17 protein-coding genes and 1 pseudogene are annotated in these 15,544 nt (G+C 71.3%); 11 read left to right on the top strand and 7 right to left on the bottom strand.

Annotated elements, in window-relative coordinates:
* Positions 1–129 precede the first annotated feature (129 nt).
* Positions 130–1,341: an MFS transporter gene (locus tag LX14_RS06530; protein ID WP_253646428.1), complete on the top strand. Its 1,212-nt coding sequence runs from the start codon at positions 130–132 to the stop codon at positions 1,339–1,341.
* A gap of 48 nt (positions 1,342–1,389) precedes the next feature.
* On the opposite strand, the gene LX14_RS06525 is transcribed toward LX14_RS06530, so the two are convergent.
* From LX14_RS06525 to curA, 3 genes are all read right to left on the bottom strand, one after another.
* Positions 1,390–2,109, bottom strand: coding sequence for a VIT1/CCC1 transporter family protein (locus LX14_RS06525; protein WP_253646427.1), 720 nt, complete (start codon positions 2,107–2,109; stop codon positions 1,390–1,392).
* An 84-nt stretch (positions 2,110–2,193) separates the two neighbouring features.
* The gene (locus LX14_RS06520; RefSeq protein WP_253646426.1) at positions 2,194–2,676 is read right to left on the bottom strand and encodes an SRPBCC family protein; all 483 of its coding nucleotides are present in this window, start codon (positions 2,674–2,676) and stop codon (positions 2,194–2,196) included.
* A 36-nt stretch (positions 2,677–2,712) separates the two neighbouring features.
* Positions 2,713–3,738 (bottom strand): NADPH-dependent curcumin/dihydrocurcumin reductase, encoded by a 1,026-nt coding sequence (gene curA, locus LX14_RS06515; protein WP_253646425.1) that lies wholly within the window; start codon positions 3,736–3,738, stop codon positions 2,713–2,715.
* 191 nt (positions 3,739–3,929) lie between these two features.
* Between curA and LX14_RS06510 the strand changes: the two genes are divergently transcribed.
* The 5 genes and pseudogenes from LX14_RS06510 to LX14_RS20915 form a co-directional block, all read left to right on the top strand.
* The gene (locus tag LX14_RS06510; RefSeq protein ID WP_253646424.1) at positions 3,930–4,235 is read left to right on the top strand and encodes a hypothetical protein; all 306 of its coding nucleotides are present in this window, start codon (positions 3,930–3,932) and stop codon (positions 4,233–4,235) included.
* A 1-nt stretch (position 4,236) separates the two neighbouring features.
* Complete coding sequence (locus tag LX14_RS06505) at positions 4,237–5,178, top strand: FAD:protein FMN transferase (RefSeq protein ID WP_253646423.1); 942 nt, start codon at positions 4,237–4,239, stop codon at positions 5,176–5,178.
* On the top strand, positions 5,175–5,753 hold the full coding sequence (locus tag LX14_RS06500) for a ferric reductase-like transmembrane domain-containing protein (protein ID WP_253646422.1): 579 nt from the start codon (positions 5,175–5,177) through the stop codon (positions 5,751–5,753). Before LX14_RS06505 ends, LX14_RS06500 begins: the two co-directional genes overlap by 4 nt.
* The gene (locus LX14_RS06495) at positions 5,750–6,982 is read left to right on the top strand and encodes an NADH-ubiquinone oxidoreductase-F iron-sulfur binding region domain-containing protein (protein WP_253646421.1); all 1,233 of its coding nucleotides are present in this window, start codon (positions 5,750–5,752) and stop codon (positions 6,980–6,982) included. The genes LX14_RS06500 and LX14_RS06495 overlap by 4 nt, the downstream gene beginning before the upstream one ends.
* Positions 6,979–7,146: pseudogene (locus tag LX14_RS20915) on the top strand (ferredoxin); the annotation flags it as partial. The gene LX14_RS06495 and the pseudogene LX14_RS20915, both read left to right, overlap by 4 nt.
* Here LX14_RS20915 and LX14_RS06485 read toward each other — a convergent pair.
* Positions 7,122–8,126, bottom strand: coding sequence for a DMT family transporter (locus tag LX14_RS06485; protein ID WP_308214076.1), 1,005 nt, complete (start codon positions 8,124–8,126; stop codon positions 7,122–7,124). The pseudogene LX14_RS20915 and the gene LX14_RS06485 sit on opposite strands and share 25 nt — an antisense overlap.
* A gap of 80 nt (positions 8,127–8,206) precedes the next feature.
* On the opposite strand from LX14_RS06485, the gene LX14_RS06480 reads away from it, so the two are divergent.
* Genes LX14_RS06480 through LX14_RS20910 form a run of 3 tightly spaced genes read left to right on the top strand, consistent with a single transcriptional unit; the run spans position 8,207 to position 11,208 of the window.
* Positions 8,207–9,046: a LysR family transcriptional regulator gene (locus LX14_RS06480; protein WP_253646419.1), complete on the top strand. Its 840-nt coding sequence runs from the start codon at positions 8,207–8,209 to the stop codon at positions 9,044–9,046.
* A gap of 39 nt (positions 9,047–9,085) precedes the next feature.
* The gene (gene ku, locus LX14_RS06475) at positions 9,086–10,084 is read left to right on the top strand and encodes a non-homologous end joining protein Ku (protein ID WP_253646418.1); all 999 of its coding nucleotides are present in this window, start codon (positions 9,086–9,088) and stop codon (positions 10,082–10,084) included.
* Between the two features lie 5 nt (positions 10,085–10,089).
* Entirely contained in the window at positions 10,090–11,208 is a 1,119-nt protein-coding gene (locus LX14_RS20910) for a glycosyltransferase (RefSeq protein WP_253646417.1), read from the top strand.
* Here LX14_RS20910 and LX14_RS06465 read toward each other — a convergent pair.
* From LX14_RS06465 to LX14_RS06455, 3 genes are read right to left on the bottom strand one after another with little or no spacing between them, the layout of a single operon-like run.
* Positions 11,178–12,002 (bottom strand): class I SAM-dependent methyltransferase, encoded by an 825-nt coding sequence (locus LX14_RS06465; protein ID WP_253646416.1) that lies wholly within the window; start codon positions 12,000–12,002, stop codon positions 11,178–11,180. The two genes, LX14_RS20910 and LX14_RS06465, sit on opposite strands and share 31 nt — an antisense overlap.
* A complete protein-coding gene (locus tag LX14_RS06460) occupies positions 11,999–13,078 on the bottom strand; it encodes a methylenetetrahydrofolate reductase C-terminal domain-containing protein (protein WP_301283169.1) in 1,080 nt (359 codons plus the stop codon). The genes LX14_RS06465 and LX14_RS06460 overlap by 4 nt, the downstream gene beginning before the upstream one ends.
* Positions 13,079–13,088: 10 nt before the next feature.
* Positions 13,089–14,141 carry a crotonase/enoyl-CoA hydratase family protein gene (locus LX14_RS06455; RefSeq protein WP_253646415.1) on the bottom strand — a complete coding sequence of 351 codons (1,053 nt, stop codon included), beginning with the start codon at positions 14,139–14,141 and terminating at the stop codon, positions 13,089–13,091.
* Between the two features lie 18 nt (positions 14,142–14,159).
* On the opposite strand from LX14_RS06455, the gene LX14_RS06450 reads away from it, so the two are divergent.
* A complete protein-coding gene (locus tag LX14_RS06450; RefSeq protein ID WP_253646414.1) occupies positions 14,160–14,717 on the top strand; it encodes a dihydrofolate reductase family protein in 558 nt (185 codons plus the stop codon).
* A gap of 23 nt (positions 14,718–14,740) precedes the next feature.
* The gene (locus LX14_RS06445) at positions 14,741–15,532 is read left to right on the top strand and encodes a crotonase/enoyl-CoA hydratase family protein (RefSeq protein ID WP_253646413.1); all 792 of its coding nucleotides are present in this window, start codon (positions 14,741–14,743) and stop codon (positions 15,530–15,532) included.
* The last annotated feature ends 12 nt before the right edge of the window (positions 15,533–15,544 follow it).

Genomic DNA, 15,544 nt, shown 5'->3' with positions numbered 1-15,544 from the left:
GGTGGCCGCCGCGGCGGGTCTGCTGTGGGTCGGCTTCTCCGTCGTGACTGCTCTGGTCGTCGCCCGCGCGATCCGCACGGCAGAACGTCATGAGCACCGCGTCCGACGCCGAACGGCCCAGTCCGTCCGATGAGTGCGTCGCGGGTACGACGACGGTCGAACCGGCTGAGCCCCATGGGCTTCGTGGTGGGGTTCGGCGTGGTCAGCATGCTGACCGACATGGTCTACGAGGGTGCGCGGTCGATCACCGGCCCCTATCTCGCGGCACTGGGTGCCTCGGCGGCCGTGGTGGGCCTGATCACCGGTGTCGGAGAGGCGGTGGCCCTCATCCTGCGGATGGTGACCGGACCGATCTCCGACCGCGTGGGGCGCCAGTGGGACCAGTCGATGCTCGGCTACGCGATGACCGCGATCGCCGCCCCTCTCATCGCTCTCACCGGGGCGTTGTGGTCGGCCTCGGCGCTGGTGATCGTCGAGCGGTTCGGCAAGGCGGTACGCACCCCGGCGCGCGACACGATGCTGGCCCAGGCGAGTGCCGGACGTCGACGGGGCCGGGTGTTCGCGGTGCACGAGGCGCTCGACCAGTCGGGTGCCCTGATCGGACCGCTGCTGGTGGCCGGGGCCGTGGCGTGGATCGGGTACCGCGCGGGCTTCGGGGTGTTGGCGATCCCCGGCGCACTGGCCCTCGTCGCTCTCCTTTGGCTCCGCCGCGCGGTTCCCGCGCCGGCCTCCTACGAGGAGTCGGTCCAGCGACCGTCGACCGGGGTGTCGCCGACGCGGTTGCCCGCCGAGTTCTGGCGATACGCGGTCTTCACCGCCGTCGCCATGGCGGGATCGTCGACGTTCGCGGTGCTCGCATTCCACATGCATGCCCGTCACGTGATCCCCGACGCGCTGATCCCGGTGGTCTACGCGGGTGCGATGGCAGCCGCCGCGGCCGCCGCGATCGTGTCGGGCCGGCTCTACGACGCCGTCGGGATGCGAGCGCTGATGATCGCCCTGCCCCTCGCGGCCGCGGTCCCCGTGCTGGTCTTCACGACGTCTGCGGCGCTCGTGGTGATCGGTGCCGTGGTGTGGGGCGCGTCGATGGGTGTCCACGAGTCGACGTTCCGCGCAGCCGTCGCCGATCTCGTACCCGCGACACGACGGGGCACCGGGTTCGGTGTGTTCGCGGCTGTGTATGGGGTGGCATGGCTGGGTGGGTCGGTGCTCATCGGAGCCCTCTACGAGCGCTCGGTGCCGACCGTCATCGGCTACACCGCGGCCACACAGATCGCCGCCGCAGGTCTCCTCCTCGCGATCACCCGCGGTCCACGGTCGGGGTCGACGCTGACTGCGTGATGGGCGTCGGTCGTCTCCGTCGGTGCGGGCTCACCCGCCGTGGGGACGTCAGCCGACTGCTGTGCCGACCAGTGTGCCGATCAGGTAGGTGACCGCCATCGCGATCACGCCGCCGACGGTGACCCGGAGTACCGCGGTGCCGCGGTCGGCGTCACCGACGACGGCGCTGATGTAGCCGGCGAGCGCGAGGGCAAGCGCGACGACGACGAAGGTCAGCGGGATCCGCAGGTGCGCCGGGAGCAGGACGATCGCGAGCAACGGGAGCAGGGCGCCCAGCGTGAAGGAGACGGCCGAGGAGAACGCCGCATGCCACGGGTTGGTGAGCTCGTCGGGATCGATGCCCAGTTCGGCCTCGACGTGCGCGGCGAACGCGTCCTTCTCGGTGAGCTCGGTGGCCACCTGCCAGGCGGTCTCGGCGGACAGCCCCTTCGCCTCGTAGATCGCGGCCAGTTCCTCGAGCTCCTCCTCCGGCTGCTCGTCGAGTTCGGTGCGCTCCTTGGCCAGCAGTGCCTTCTCGGTGTCGCGCTGCGTGGACACGGAGACGTACTCGCCCAACGCCATCGACACCGCTCCGGCGGTGAGGCCGGCGATCCCGGCGGTGAGGATGGGTTCGCGGGACGCGGTCGCCGCCGCGACACCGATGACGATGCCTGCGACGGAGACGATCCCGTCGTTCGCGCCCAGCACGCCGGCGCGCAGCCAGTTCAGCTTGCTGGCGGTCGCGCCGGCGTGCGGCTCGGCTCCGTGCTGTGTCGGCGTCTCGGTCATGGCGACGATCCAACACGCGGGTCCCGCGGCCGTCCAGCAAGCCCAGGCAAGCCTGAGAAGGGCTGTGTCCTGCGAAAACCGACTTCAGGAACCCTCGACGCTGTCCTTCACGCGCGCGAGTGTGGCGGGGATCCCACTGTGCGCGGCGTCGATCCGGTTCTGGATCTGCGCCTGGGCCTCGTCGCCGTACTTCCCGTGGAAGTACTCGATGCCCTCGTCGAGGAACTGCCACGACTCGGTGAGTTCGGTCCCGCCGTCGGTCGCCCGCAGGGTGTACCCCCAGCGGGCGTACTTCCCCCAGACCAGCCAGGCGAACTCGCGCCCACGGTCGGCCGCGACCACGAGAGAGCGGGTCTCCCAGGTGCGGTCGGGGGTGACGTTCCGACCGGTGAACCACGCCCCCACGCGAGGCCCGTCGGGACCCGGCTCGTCGCCGGCGTCCCACCAACAGGCCTCGCAGATCGGACTCCACTCGCCGGTGCGCGTCACATCCGCGACGACGTCGTAGACGGTGTTCGGATCAGCGGCGACGACAACGGAATCCGAGTGCGAGTGGACGGCGACCATGCCTCCGACAGTAGTCGGCGGACGAGCCGTCGGACCCTAGTCGGCGACGTGCACGACGGTCTTGCCGAAGGTCCGGCCCGCGAGCATGGCCCGGAATGCGTCCAGGGTGTTGTCGAAACCGTCGGTGACGTCCTCGACGTACTTGAGCTTCCCGTCGGCGACCCACTGCGTCGCCTCCCGCAGGAACGCCTCCTGCTGGGTCGCGACGAACTCGGTCTGGATGAACCCGCGCACGGTGAGACTGCGCGTCAGGATCTGACCCATGAGCGCACCACTGCGGTCAGGCCCCTCCGGCAGCGAGGTGCGGTTGTAGTTGGCGACGAGGCCGCAGACCGGGATCCGGCCGTAGGTGTTCATCCGGGGGAGCACCGCGTCGAACACGTGACCGCCCACGTTCTCGAAGTAGACGTCGATCCCATCGGGGGTCGCGGCCGCCAACCGGTCGGCGAAGTCGTCCGCGCGGTGATCGACCGCAGCGTCGAAGCCGAACTCGTCGCGGAGGTGCGCGACCTTGTCGGGACCACCCGCGATCCCGACGGCCCGCGCGCCCCTGAGCTTCGCGATCTGGCCGACAGCCGATCCGACGGGGCCGACGGCGGCCGCGACGACGACCGTCTCACCCGGCTTCGGGTCACCGATGGTGAGCAACCCCGAGTAGGCGGTGAACCCGGGCATCCCGAGGACGCCGAGCGCGGTGCTCGCCGGCGCCACGGACGTGTCGACCTTGCGCAGGTGCTTCGTCGGCTCCACCGAGTGCGTCTGCCATCCGCCGTAGCCGAGGACGACGTCGCCCTCGGCGAACGCCGGGTCGGTGGACTCGAGCACGCGGGAGACCGTGGCACCCACCATCGGGTCGCCGATCTCCACCGGCGGCGCGTAGGACTTCGCGGCGCTCATCCGGCCGCGCATGTAGGGGTCCAGGGACAGATCCAGCGTCTGCAGGACCGCCTGCCCGTCGGTGGGCGCCGGCAGCTCCACCTCCTCGAACCGGAAGTCGTCGTCGGTCGGCTCCCCGTGGGGTCGGGCGGCGAGGACGATGCGTCGGGTCGTGTGGGTGGTCATGACTCTCCTGTCGTGTCGGACATGGTGCGAACCCCGGGTCAACGTCCTGGCGCGCCGTCGATGTTCCGTGCCGCCTCGTGCACCTCTCGCTCACCTCACATCGCCCTGCCAGCCTGCCCACAGGGTCGCTGCGCATCCTCGACGTCGACGCAGAGGTCTGCGGATCGCGAGAACACGAGGGAGCAGTACTGATGACCACACCGGAACGGGGCATCCGACGGGCGAGGGCGGTGGCGGTCGGCCTCGGGGTCGCGGCACTCGGCGCGATCGGCGTCACATCAAGCCTCGCCTATGCGGATACACACCAGTCGAGCACGTCGCCCGCGTCCACCGCGACGCCCTCGTCGACGGAGGCGGGGACAGACCAGTCGACCGGGTCGGACCAGTCCTCGCCGGACGCCTCGACCGGCACCGGCAACTCCTCGACCGACTGGGGTACCGCACCCACCGTCTCCGCCGGGAGCGGCGACAGCCATGCCCAGACGAACGGGAGCTGACATGCGCACCGCGACATCCGAGTGGCAGGTGTGGTGTCTCGACGCGTCGGTCACCGTGACCGACCCGGGTCTGCGCGCCGACGCCCGAGCGATCGTGGAGACCGTGCTCGCCGACGTCGACCGCGCCTGCAGTCGGTTCCGTCCCGACTCGGAGATCACGAGCGCGTCGCTGCGTCGCGGGCGCCCCACCCGCATCTCGCCGATGCTGGCCGCCCTCGTCGATGCAGGACTGCGGGCGGCGCGGATGTCCGGGGGCGCGGTGGACCCGACCATCGGTCGTCGACTGGTGGCGCTCGGGTACGACCGGGACCTGGCGGCGGTCAAGGATCCCGGGACACGGGGCGGACCGACGTCGCCCGCCGGGACTGCTCGCTTCGCCGCGCACCGCGCGCACGCGGGGATGATCAGCCGCAGGGGTGACGTCCTCACGGTCCCGGAGGGGATCTCGCTCGATCTCGGGGCCACCGCGAAGGCCGTTGCCGCGGACCTCGCCGCCGATGTCGCTGCGCGGCAGTTGCAGAGTGGGGTCCTGGTGGATCTCGGCGGTGACATCGCCACCCGGGGGGTCGCCCCTGTCGGCGGCTGGCAGGTCGTCGTCGACGACGGACCGGGCCAACCCACCGCGCAGATCGCCGTCGGCGGGGACTGCGGGATTGCGACGTCCAGCACGCTGCACCGTCGGTGGCGGGACGGCGACGGGATCGAGCGGCACCACATCATCGACCCCCGGACGGGGTTCCCCGCCGACGAGGTGTGGCGGACCGTGACGGTGGTCGCGCGGCGGTGCGTCGACGCCAACACCGCGTCGACGGCGTGCATCGTGAACGGTTCCCGCGGAGCAGATCTCGTCCGCGGCACAGGGCTGCCCGCCCGCCTGGTCGCTGCGGACGGGTCCGTCACGCTGATCGGCGGATGGCCCCACGATCGCGCGGTGGCGGCATGAGCGACGAGGCGCTCTGGGCGCTCGGGCGTGGCACCGGTGTCACGGCGTTGCTGCTGCTCACGCTGTCGATCGTCCTGGGCGTCGCCGCCCGGTCCGGCCGTCCTGTGGTGGGGTTGCCGCGCTTCGCCCTGTCGTCCCTGCACCGGTGGGTCGCGCTCGGGGCGACCCTGCTGATCGCGCTGCACATCACGACGATGGTGATCGATCCCTACGCACAGATCCGTCTCGTCGACGTCGTCGTCCCCTTCCGTGCCGGGTACGCCCCGATCTGGGTGGGTCTCGGCACCCTGGCGCTCGACCTGCTGGTGGTCGTCGTCGCGACCGCACTCCTGCGACACCTCATGTCGCCGAGAACGTTCCGGGTGATCCACCTCGCGACCCATGCGTTGTGGCCCGTGGCGTTCGCGCACGCTCTGGGCAGCGGCACCGACGTCGGACACGTGTGGATGATCGCGGTCTGCGTGATCTGTGCGCTGACGGTGGGCGCTGCCGTCACGGCGCGATTCCTCGTACCGGGCGAGTTCGACCGCACCCGACGCATCGCCCGCGACGACGTGCTGGTGGGGACGCCGTGACGGCCGCGACCACGTGCGGGCGACGCACGGCGATCCCGCCCGGCGGGCGGCGTCGGATGCTCCTCGACGTGGGGGAGGACCTCGCGACACATGCGCAGACGCACGGCGCACGCGGTCATTCCGGCCCCGCGCTGATCGACGAGATCGCTGCCGCGGGCCTGACCGGTCGTGGTGGCGCGGCGTTCCCGGTCGCGGACAAGATGGCTGTCGCCCGGGACGCCATGACCCGTGGTCGGGCCGCCGTGGTCATCGCGAACGGGGCGGAGGGAGAACCCCTCTCCCGCAAGGACGCGGTCCTGCTCGCGCAGGCCCCGCACCTCGTCCTGGACGGCCTGTCCGCGGTCGCGGCCGCCGTGGGCGCCACCGACACGTACATCTGTGTCCCCGACAGTTCGGTCGCCGCGGTCGAGTCCGTCGTGCGGCAGCGTGTCGACGCCGGATGGGACGTCGCGGTGCCGCAGGTCGTCGCCGCCCCCGATCGCTTCGTCGCGGGTGAGACGACAGCGGTCGTCGACCGGATCGCCGGTGGGCCCGGTCTCCCCGCCGACCGTCGTGTCCCGACCGCGGTCTCCGGGCTGCGCGGTCGACCGACGGTGGTGCACAACGTCGAGACCCTCGCGCACATCGCGGTGATCGCCCGTCACGGTGCCGCCTGGTTCCGTGACCGTGGCACCGACGCGGAGTCCGGGTCGATGCTCGTGACCGTGTCGTCGGATCGCGGGATCCGCGGGGTCGCGGAGTGCGACCTCGGGGCTCCGCTGGCCGCGTTCGTCGAACCCGGGGCGCACGCCGTCCTGGTGGGTGGGTACCACGGCACCTGGATCGCGGGTGGCGAGGTGGACTCGCTCGCACTGTCGGCGCGGTCGCTGCGGGCCGTCGGCGCCGCACCCGGAGCCGGCATCGTGCACTCGCTGAGCCCCGGAACATGCGGTCTGGAGGCCACCGCCGAGATCGTCGACCACCTCGCGGGACAGAGCGCAGGACAGTGCGGACCGTGCATGTTCGGGCTGCCGGCCCTGGCGCAGGCGTTCCGTGCGCTGAGCGCCGGCGGTGGTCCGGAGAGCGCCGACCGTGTCGCGCGACTGGCGTCCACGGTCGACGGGCGAGGAGCCTGCGCCCATCCCGACGGCACCGCGCGACTCGTGCGATCCGCTCTGCGGGTGTTCGCCGACGACATCGCGGCACACGCGCGCGGACGGTGCCGGAGCACTCGAGGAGGTCGTGGATGAGCACGCCGGACAGGGTCGCCCTGCACGTCGACTGGACCCGCTGCGACGGCCGAGGCCTGTGCGCGGAACTGCTGCCGGCGACGTTCGCCCGCGACCCCTGGGGATACCCGATCGCCGTCACCGATCCGCGGACGCGGGGTCAGCGGGAGCCGGAGGTGGCCGACTCCGACGCGCGTCGTGTCGCCCGCGCAGTGCGTGCGTGTCCTCGATCGGCACTGTCCGTCGTGGAGGTCGCACCGCCATCCCCGACGTCCGGTCGTTGACCAGTGCGAGCCTGCACCACGCAGGCAGCCGCACCGAGCACGAGTCCGACGACGGCGAGGGGAGACAGGCTCTCCCCCAATCCGATCCACGCCATCACCCCCGCGACCGACGGGATGACCGCGAACAGGATCGAGGCCCCACGCGCCCCTGACCGTGCGACACATGCGGCGTACAGGGTGGTGGCGCCGATCGAGCTGAACACGACCATCACCGCGAGCAGCACCGCCGCGCGGGGCCAGTCGGTCACCTGCATCGGGCTGACGGCGGCGATCACCGCCGCGAGCGGGGTGGACGCGGTGACGCCGATGGCCGTCAAGAGCATCGGGTCCATCCCCGCGCACCGCCGCGCCTGATGGATGCCGCCCACCGACAGACCGAGCATGCCGACCACGACCGCGACGATGCCGGCGCCGAGGTGGTGGTCGGCGATCAGCGACGGCGCGCATGCGAGGACCACCGACACCGTGGCGAGGACCAGCGCGAGGATCCCCCACCGCGACTCCCGATGGCCGAGAGCGAGCGTCATGATCGCCGCCGTCGCCACGGGGTTGAGCGCCACGATCAGCGCCGCGAGTCCGGCGGGCACCCCGTGGGACAGGCCCCAGTAGCACCCGATGAACTGCACGCCCTGCGTGAGCAGCCCCGCGATGACCGCATGGATGAGCTGTCTGCGCGGCGGCAGGCTGATGCCGCGCGCGGCGACGATCGCCCACAGGAGCACCGCGGAGGCCACGAAGCGCAGCAGGATCACCAGGAACGGCGACATCACGGCAATGGTCGCCGCACCGATGGGGTACCCCGCCGCGTACAGCACCACAGTCGGGACGGCGAGGGCCGCGGTCGAGCGGGCGGTCGTCGGCGAGGCGGGTGGCGATGTCATGCCCTCACGGTTCGCCGGTCGGGTGACGCCCCGCAAGATCGTTCACAGATCGTGAATGGTCGTGGTGGCATGATCGTGGGGTGGCCACCCTCGACATCCCCCGACTGCGCAGCCTCGTGACCGTCGCGTCGGTCTCCGGGGTACGTCCGGCCGCCGAGGCGCTGCACCTGTCGCCGGCCGCGGTGAGCGGCCACATCCGCAAGCTGGAGACCGAGCTGGGATGTCGCCTGCTGATGGCACAGGGTCGCGGGATCGGTCTGACCAGCGACGGTGAGGAGCTCGTCGAACGGGCGCGGACCCTGCTCGACGTCCACGACGCCGCGGTCCGCGCCCTCGCGCCGCCCGGTGACGGCGAGCTGCTGGTCGCGGCAACCGAGCACGCCGCTGAGTTCCTGGTGCCGGTGGTCGTCGCGACCCTGGACGGTCTCCACCCGGAGGTCGATGTCCGCGTGCGGCTCACGCGCAGCGAGCGGGTGCGGCAGCTCGCCGACGACGACCGTGCCGACGTCGCGCTCATGCTGACCCGGCCCGCGCGGGGGAGCGTGCACATCGCCGACATCCCGCTGCACTGGCTCAGCGCCGACGGGTCCTCGTCGGAGGCCCTGGTGCTGTTCGCGAACCCCTGCGCGGTGCGGCATCGCGCGCTGGCGTCGATCGCCGGACGGGCACACCACGTCGCGCGCGAATGTGCGGACCTGAGCACGGTTCTCGCCACCGCGCGGGGAGGCGCCGGGATGACGCCCCTGCCGCGGATCGGACCCCTTCCGGACGGTCTGCGACGCGTGCGGGATCTCCCTGCCATCCCGCACGTCCCGCTGTACGCGATGTTCGGGGATCGGGTACAGGCCGCGACGCGGGCCGCGGTGGTCGCGGCACTGCGGTCACGACTGGGTGAACCGGCGGCACGCCGCGCGTCGTAAGGGGCTGCGTCCGGGTCACCGGGTGGGCACAATGAGCAGATGCGCTCGATCTGGAAAGGCGATCTGAGCTTTGGCCTGGTGAACGTCCCGGTCAAGGTCTACTCGGCGACGGAGTCACACGACCGGACGTCGCATCAGGTCGACGCCAAGGACGGGACGCGGATCCGGTACCGCAAGGTGCGCGAGGGAACGGACACCGAGGTCGAGTTCTCCGACATCGCGAGCGCCTACGAGGCCGACTCCGGGGAGACCGTCATCCTCACCAAGTCCGATCTCTCCGAGCTCCCGGTGCAGCGCAGTCCGGAGATCTCGATCACCGGTTTCGTCCCCGAGGACCAGATCGACCCGATCTTCTTCGACAAGCCGTACTACCTCGAACCGGCGTCGAAGTCGCCGAAGGCGTATGTCCTGCTGCGCCAGGCGCTCGCCGACACCGAGCGCCTCGCGATCGCGACGTTCACCCTGCGCAACCGCACGCGTCTCGCCGCACTGCGCGTCTACGAGAACGTGATGACCCTGCAGACCCTGCTCTGGCCCGACGAGGTGCGTGCACCGGAGTTCGCCTCGCTGGAGGACGAACCGGAGATCCGTCCGCAGGAGCTGTCGATGGCGGCATCGCTCATCGAGAGCATGGCCACCGATTTCGACCCGGACGAGTACGAGGACACCTATCAGCTCGAGCTGGGCAAGCTGATCGAGGCGAAAGCGTCGGGCGCCGAGGCGTTCCCGACGACGGAGGAGTCGGCGGACACCGACGACGACTCGGAGGTGGCCGATCTGCTCGCCGCGCTGCGTGCTTCGGTGAAGAGCCGCGGGGAGTCGTCGGGATCGTCGGGTGACTCGTCGACGTCCTCCGAGGAGAAGGCCCCGGCGAAGAAGGCGCCTGCGAAGAAGGCCGCTGCCAAGAAGACCACGTCGACGACCGCCACGAAGACGGCTGCGAAGAAGGCGCCGGCGAAGACGGCCGCGAAGAAGGCGTCGTCGAGTGCCGCGAAGAAGTCCCCCGCGAAGAAGGCGCCGGCGAAGAAGGCCGGCTGACGTCGGTGCGGATCCTCATCGTCGACGAGAGGGTGCCGGATCCGCGTCGTGGTGCGGGGTTCCCGCGCGCCCACGAGATCGTCCGGGCCCTGGTGGACCACGGCCATCGTGTGGAGATGTACCCGGTCACGGCGTCGTCCTCGGAACGGGACACGATGACCGCGGAGTTCGGCGGTGCGGTCCGCTTCCACCGGCCGGCGGGCGTCCACGGCCTCCGTCGACTGCTGCGCAGGCGGTTCCGAGCCCCGGATGTGGTCGTCCTCAGTCGCCCCGGGCCACTGCAGATGTTCCGCGACACCGGATGGACCCCGCGCCGGCGCCGGCGTCCGGCCATCGTCCACGACGCGGAGGCGGTCGAGGCGCCCCGCGACCGACTACGGCGGCAACTCCACCCACCGGCGATGTCCGACACCGAGTACCGCCGCGCCCTCGACGACGAACTCGGTCGCATGCGGGGGGTCGACGCGATCACGACGGTGGGCCCCGGCGACCGCGCACTGATCGAGTCGGCCCTCGACGTGCCCACCTACGTGCTGGCCCACTCCGACGTCGCCCGCAGGGACGGCCCGGGTTTCGCGGAGCGCGACGACCTCCTGTTCGTCGGGAGGCTCGAGGGCACCCCCGACCGTTTCCCCAACGTCGACTCGGTCGTGTGGTTCACGTCCGAGGTGCTGCCGATCCTGGACACGGTTCTGGGACATACGATCCGGGTGCACCTCGTCGGCGTCGTCGACTCGGACGAGGTGGCGGCTCTGGCCTCGGACCGTGTCCTCGTGCACGGTGTCGTCGACGACCTCACACCGTTCTACGACCGGTGCCGGGTGTTCGTGGCACCGACGCGATTCGCGGCGGGGATCCCGCACAAGGTGACCGAGGCGATGAGCGAGGGCATCCCCTGTGTGATCACCCGACTGCTCGCGGACCAACTCGACGTCGACGACTCCGCCTGCGGGATCGCCGACGACGCCGAGGGTTTCGCACGAGAGTGCGCGCGCCTGCACACCGACGAGCAGGCGTGGGGGAGAACTCGGGAAGCGGGGTGGGGGCACATCGAGACGGCCTGCTCACCGTCGGTGTTCCGTCGCACGGTGGCTCAGGTGGTCGCCGACGTCACGCGCACCTGACGTCGATCACCGCCGGGGCGTGGCTCCTGTCCCGAGAGGCGGAGGCTGAGCAATACGCCGACCACCCCTCCGTCACCGATGAGCCCCGATATGGCCGACTCCTGGTCGCGCGCGCTCTGCCACCGCGGATCGTCCCCGTGGTCGCGGGCGACGAGTGCCTCGACCCGCCGGACCTGCTCCCGCCACGCCTCCGGCGGGCCGGGGAGGTCCGCCAGGGTCGTCCGTGCGTCCACCCGGAGACCTGCGTCGTCCAGCATCCGCTGCAACTTCCGCTCGGTCGGGAAGTCGTTCCCCTCCGGCCCGCCCCGCACGTCGTCGCTGGTGGCGACGAAGACCAGCAGTCCGATGCGCCCTGTACCGGTCGCCACCACCCTGCGGAGTTCCCGGAGCAGCCCGGGCTGGTCGGGGACCGTGCACAGCACCCCCAACGCCCACACGGCGTCGAAGGTGCTGTCCGCGAACGGGAGAACGGCGCCGTCCGCGACCACGGCACGTCGACCGAAGACACGCCGGGCGGCACGGCACGCCTCGAACATCGGATCCATCAGCACCACGTCCACCTCGCGGGTACGCGCGGCGAACTCGGCCGCACCACCCACACCCGCGCCGACGTCGAGGAGGGTCTGGCCGGCTCGCAGGCCGAGCTGCTCGACGAACCACGCCAGCGCCGAGGGCACGCCACTGCCCCGGCATGCACCGGCGATCGCGTGGTCCTCTCCGAGCTCCGCGATGGCTGTGGCCGTCCATCCCGCCACGGTGTCGAATTCGTCGACCATGGCGTCGGGCCCGGTCACCGTCTGCGCGCCCCCCTGTGGCCGTCGCGGATCCGTGTCCCCACCTCGGCCTTGATCCGGGCTCCGTCGATGGCTCCGGTACCGGCGGCCATGCCCGACAGATTGACTCCGACGACTCCGTCGATGCTCAACACCTCATTCGCCTCCTCGACGGCGGCGGCGATACCCGCCTCCACCGGATCGGGTGCGGAGAGCACCCGGTCGATCACCTGACGAGACAGGTGTAACCCGGGGAACGCAGCCAAAACATTCGCGGACCGTTCGTCGGAGTACACAGCCACCCCCGCGATGATCGGGATGTCGACCCCGAGGCCCTGCGCGGCCGCGACGAAGTCGCTCAACTGTGCTGCGGTACCGACGTGATTGAGCACGGCGAGCTGTGCACCGGCTCGCTGCTTCTGCAGGAGACGGCCGGGCCGGACCGCGGTCGGAACCGCCTGTGGCGCCTCGGGCACACCGACCGGGAGACCGGCGGCCGCGGCCAGTGCCGCCAGTCGTGTCCCGTCGAGGTCGAACACCTGCGTCACCCCGGCCCGGACCCCCGGCGCGCGACCGTCCCCGGTGGCACAGAAGACGCCGTCGGCACCCGACGAGCGCAGGCCCGCCAGTTCCTGTTCGAGGACGACACGGTTGCGGTCGCGACACGTGAGGGTGATCCACGGCCGGCACCCGGTCTCCGATATGAACTGCGCCATCAGCGTGGGCGGGAAGTCGGGTCTGCTCTGGTGTTCGCCGACCAGCACGGCGTCGCTCGATCCCGCCATGATCGCGCACACCCGGGCAAGCGTCTCGACGTCGAAGGCCGGTGCGCTGAAGTCGGCCAGGACCACGGGCCCGTCCTGGGCGCGGCGCAGGAGGTCACTGCGGGAGGTCGGACCGACCGCGGGGGTCGGCCAGGGAAGGGCTTCGGTCATGGCCGCGAACGGGCACGGTTCGGAGTCGACCTCGCAGGAGCCGTCGTCGTGGACACCGCCGCAGGGGCCGTAGACCATCCGCTTGGGGCACCCCGGCCGCGGATGACCTGTGGGATCCTGCTGTCGCTCGTGGAGCCCGCCCTGGTCGCGGAACGCAGTCATCGCCGTCCGTCTACTGCTTCGGCGTACCCCGCCAATCCCCGAACGGTTCGTCGCGCTCCCGAACGGCCTGCTTGAACCCCGCTGTCGCCGAACGGGTCTGGAAGGCGTAGCCCTCGCGGGTGTGCCGTGACACCCCGTCGAACACGGTGCTCACCATCGCCGACGTCGCGACACCCTGCGACAGGAGTGCGCTGTTCAGCGCGAGTTTGATCATCATCAGCTGGTTGATCGGCATGCGGGCGATGCGGGCGACGTAGTCCTCGACGACCTCGTCGAGGCGCTCGGCCGGAACCGACTCGACCGCGAGACCCCAGTCCAACGCGGTCTTCCCGTCGATGCTGTCGCCGGTGAACAACATCCGCTTGGCCCGTTGGTCGCCGATCCGGTGCGCCCACAGTCCGGTCGACGGCACGCCCCACACCCGCACGGGCGGATAGCCGATCCGCACGTCGTCGGCGGTGATGATCTGGTCGCAGTGCAGGGCGATGTCGGTGCCACCGGCGATGCAGAACCCGTGCAGTTTGGCGACGACCGGCTTGTCGGCGTGCAGCAGGCTCGCGAAGCCGCGTCCGTTGCGGCTCATCATCGCGTAGTCGACCATCGGGTCCCACTGGCCGGCCGGGTCGTGGTTGGTCGCCTGCACCAGCGGATCGAGGACGGTGCCGTCGACACTCACCTGGTGGGTGGCCTTCCCGGTCTCGTCGGCGCCCGGGTCCTCCCAGCGTTCGGCGAACATGCCGAGGTCGTATCCCCCGCAGAATCCCTTGCCGCGACCGGACAGCAGGATGACGTGCACCCGCGGATCGAGGTCGGCGTGTTCGACGGCCGCCGCGATGTCTCGCGGGGTGTCGGCGGTGATGGCGTTGCCGTGTGCGGGCCGGTTGAAGGTGATGCGGGCGACGCGGCCGGTGACCTCGTAGGTCAGGGTCGGGAAGTCCAGTGCGTCCGGCGGGGTGCGGTGGCGTGCGGCGGAGACCGGCGGGCCGGAGGTCCAGTCGTCACGCCAGCCGGCGGGATGGTCCCCGCCCTCGGTCGGTGTGTTCAGACCCGCGTCGTGGCTCATGGGCCGACACTAGGCGACATGGGGATCCTGACCTACGGCATGCACATCTCCCTCGACGGGTACATCGAGGACCAGACCGGGAGTATCGCCTTCGGCGTCCCCGACGAGGAGATGCACAAGGCGTCGAACGTCCAGGCCCGCGACACCGCGGCGTTCCTGTTCGGGCGCCGCCTCTACAAGGTGATGGAGGACTTCTGGACGTCGCCGGAGCGCGCCGACGGCGAGCGGGTCGAGGCGGAGTTCGCCGAGATCTACCGGGCGACCCCGCGGATCGTCTTCTCCGACTCGCTGGAGTCGGTGCCCGACGGATGCCGGCTCGTGCGCAGCAGTGATGCGAGGGACGAGGTCGTCCGCCTCAAAGCGGAGACCGACGGCATCCTCAGCATCGGCGGGCCACGACTGGCCGCGTCCGTCGCCGATCTCGTCGACCAGGTGGACCCGTACCTGCTCCCGACGGTCCTGGGCGGCGGCACGCCGTTCTATCCGAGCGGCCACCGGTGGGACCTGTCGCTCGCCGAGGCCCGCGTCTTCCGCGCGTCGGGGTGGACCTATCTGCGCTACATGGTCGAGCGCTGAGCGCCGGGGCCTAGCCTCGCTGCATGAGTGAGCTCGTCCACGTCCACCGCGACGGCCCGGTCACCACCGTCACCATCGACAGGCCCGATGTCCGCAACGCGGTCGACCGACCCACCGCGGAGGCGCTGGCGGAGGCGTTCCGGGCTGTCGACGCCGACGACGAGGCGGCCGTCGCGGTCCTCGCTGGCGCCGGGTCGACCTTCTGCTCCGGTGCCGACCTGGGCGCGATCGCGAACGATCCCGCGCGGGTCAACCGCTTCGCCCCCGACGGTGACGCCCCGATGGGGGTCTCGCGGATGGAGCTGTCGAAGCCGGTGATCGCCGCGATCGAGGGGTACGCGGTCGCCGGGGGTCTCGAACTCGCCGTGTGGGCCGACCTGAGGGTCGTCGCCGACGACGCCGTCCTCGGTGTCTTCTGCCGCCGCTGGGGCGTCCCGCTCATCGACGGCGGCACGGTGCGGTTGCCGCGACTGATCGGGGAGAGCCGCGCGATGGACCTGATCCTCACCGGCCGGGCGGTGCATGCCGACGAGGCGCTGGCGATGGGGCTGGCGAACCGCGTCGTGCCCGCGGGGACCGCTGTCGAGGCAGCTCAGACGCTCGCACGGGAACTCGCAGCGTTTCCTCAGACTTGCCTGCGACAGGACCGGTTGTCGGCACGCGAACAGCACGGCCTGTCGCTGCAGCAGGCACTGCTCAACGAGACCCGCCACGGGGCGACGTCGCTGGTCAGCGGCACGGTCGAGGGCGCGACCCGCTTCGCGTCGGGGGCAGGACGCCACGGTGCGCCCGACGCGCCGCACGACCACGCCTGACCGGCGTCCACC

Source organism: Williamsia deligens, from assembly GCF_024171765.1.
GTDB lineage: Bacteria > Actinomycetota > Actinomycetes > Mycobacteriales > Mycobacteriaceae > Williamsia_A > Williamsia_A deligens.
Note: the sequence above shows the minus strand (reverse complement) of the source record. Positions and strands in the feature narration are given on the sequence as shown.

Coding starts and splice junctions, on each gene's coding strand:
- LX14_RS06530 (WP_253646428.1), top strand. CDS start 130: ATGAGTGCGTCGCGGGTACGACGACGGTCGAACCGGCTGAGCCCCATG.
- LX14_RS06525 (WP_253646427.1), bottom strand. CDS start 2,109: ATGACCGAGACGCCGACACAGCACGGAGCCGAGCCGCACGCCGGCGCG.
- LX14_RS06520 (WP_253646426.1), bottom strand. CDS start 2,676: ATGGTCGCCGTCCACTCGCACTCGGATTCCGTTGTCGTCGCCGCTGAT.
- curA (WP_253646425.1), bottom strand. CDS start 3,738: ATGACCACCCACACGACCCGACGCATCGTCCTCGCCGCCCGACCCCAC.
- LX14_RS06510 (WP_253646424.1), top strand. CDS start 3,930: ATGACCACACCGGAACGGGGCATCCGACGGGCGAGGGCGGTGGCGGTC.
- LX14_RS06505 (WP_253646423.1), top strand. CDS start 4,237: ATGCGCACCGCGACATCCGAGTGGCAGGTGTGGTGTCTCGACGCGTCG.
- LX14_RS06500 (WP_253646422.1), top strand. CDS start 5,175: ATGAGCGACGAGGCGCTCTGGGCGCTCGGGCGTGGCACCGGTGTCACG.
- LX14_RS06485 (WP_308214076.1), bottom strand. CDS start 8,126: ATGACATCGCCACCCGCCTCGCCGACGACCGCCCGCTCGACCGCGGCC.
- ku (WP_253646418.1), top strand. CDS start 9,086: ATGCGCTCGATCTGGAAAGGCGATCTGAGCTTTGGCCTGGTGAACGTC.
- LX14_RS06460 (WP_301283169.1), bottom strand. CDS start 13,078: ATGACTGCGTTCCGCGACCAGGGCGGGCTCCACGAGCGACAGCAGGAT.
- LX14_RS06455 (WP_253646415.1), bottom strand. CDS start 14,141: ATGAGCCACGACGCGGGTCTGAACACACCGACCGAGGGCGGGGACCAT.
- LX14_RS06450 (WP_253646414.1), top strand. CDS start 14,160: ATGGGGATCCTGACCTACGGCATGCACATCTCCCTCGACGGGTACATC.
- LX14_RS06445 (WP_253646413.1), top strand. CDS start 14,741: ATGAGTGAGCTCGTCCACGTCCACCGCGACGGCCCGGTCACCACCGTC.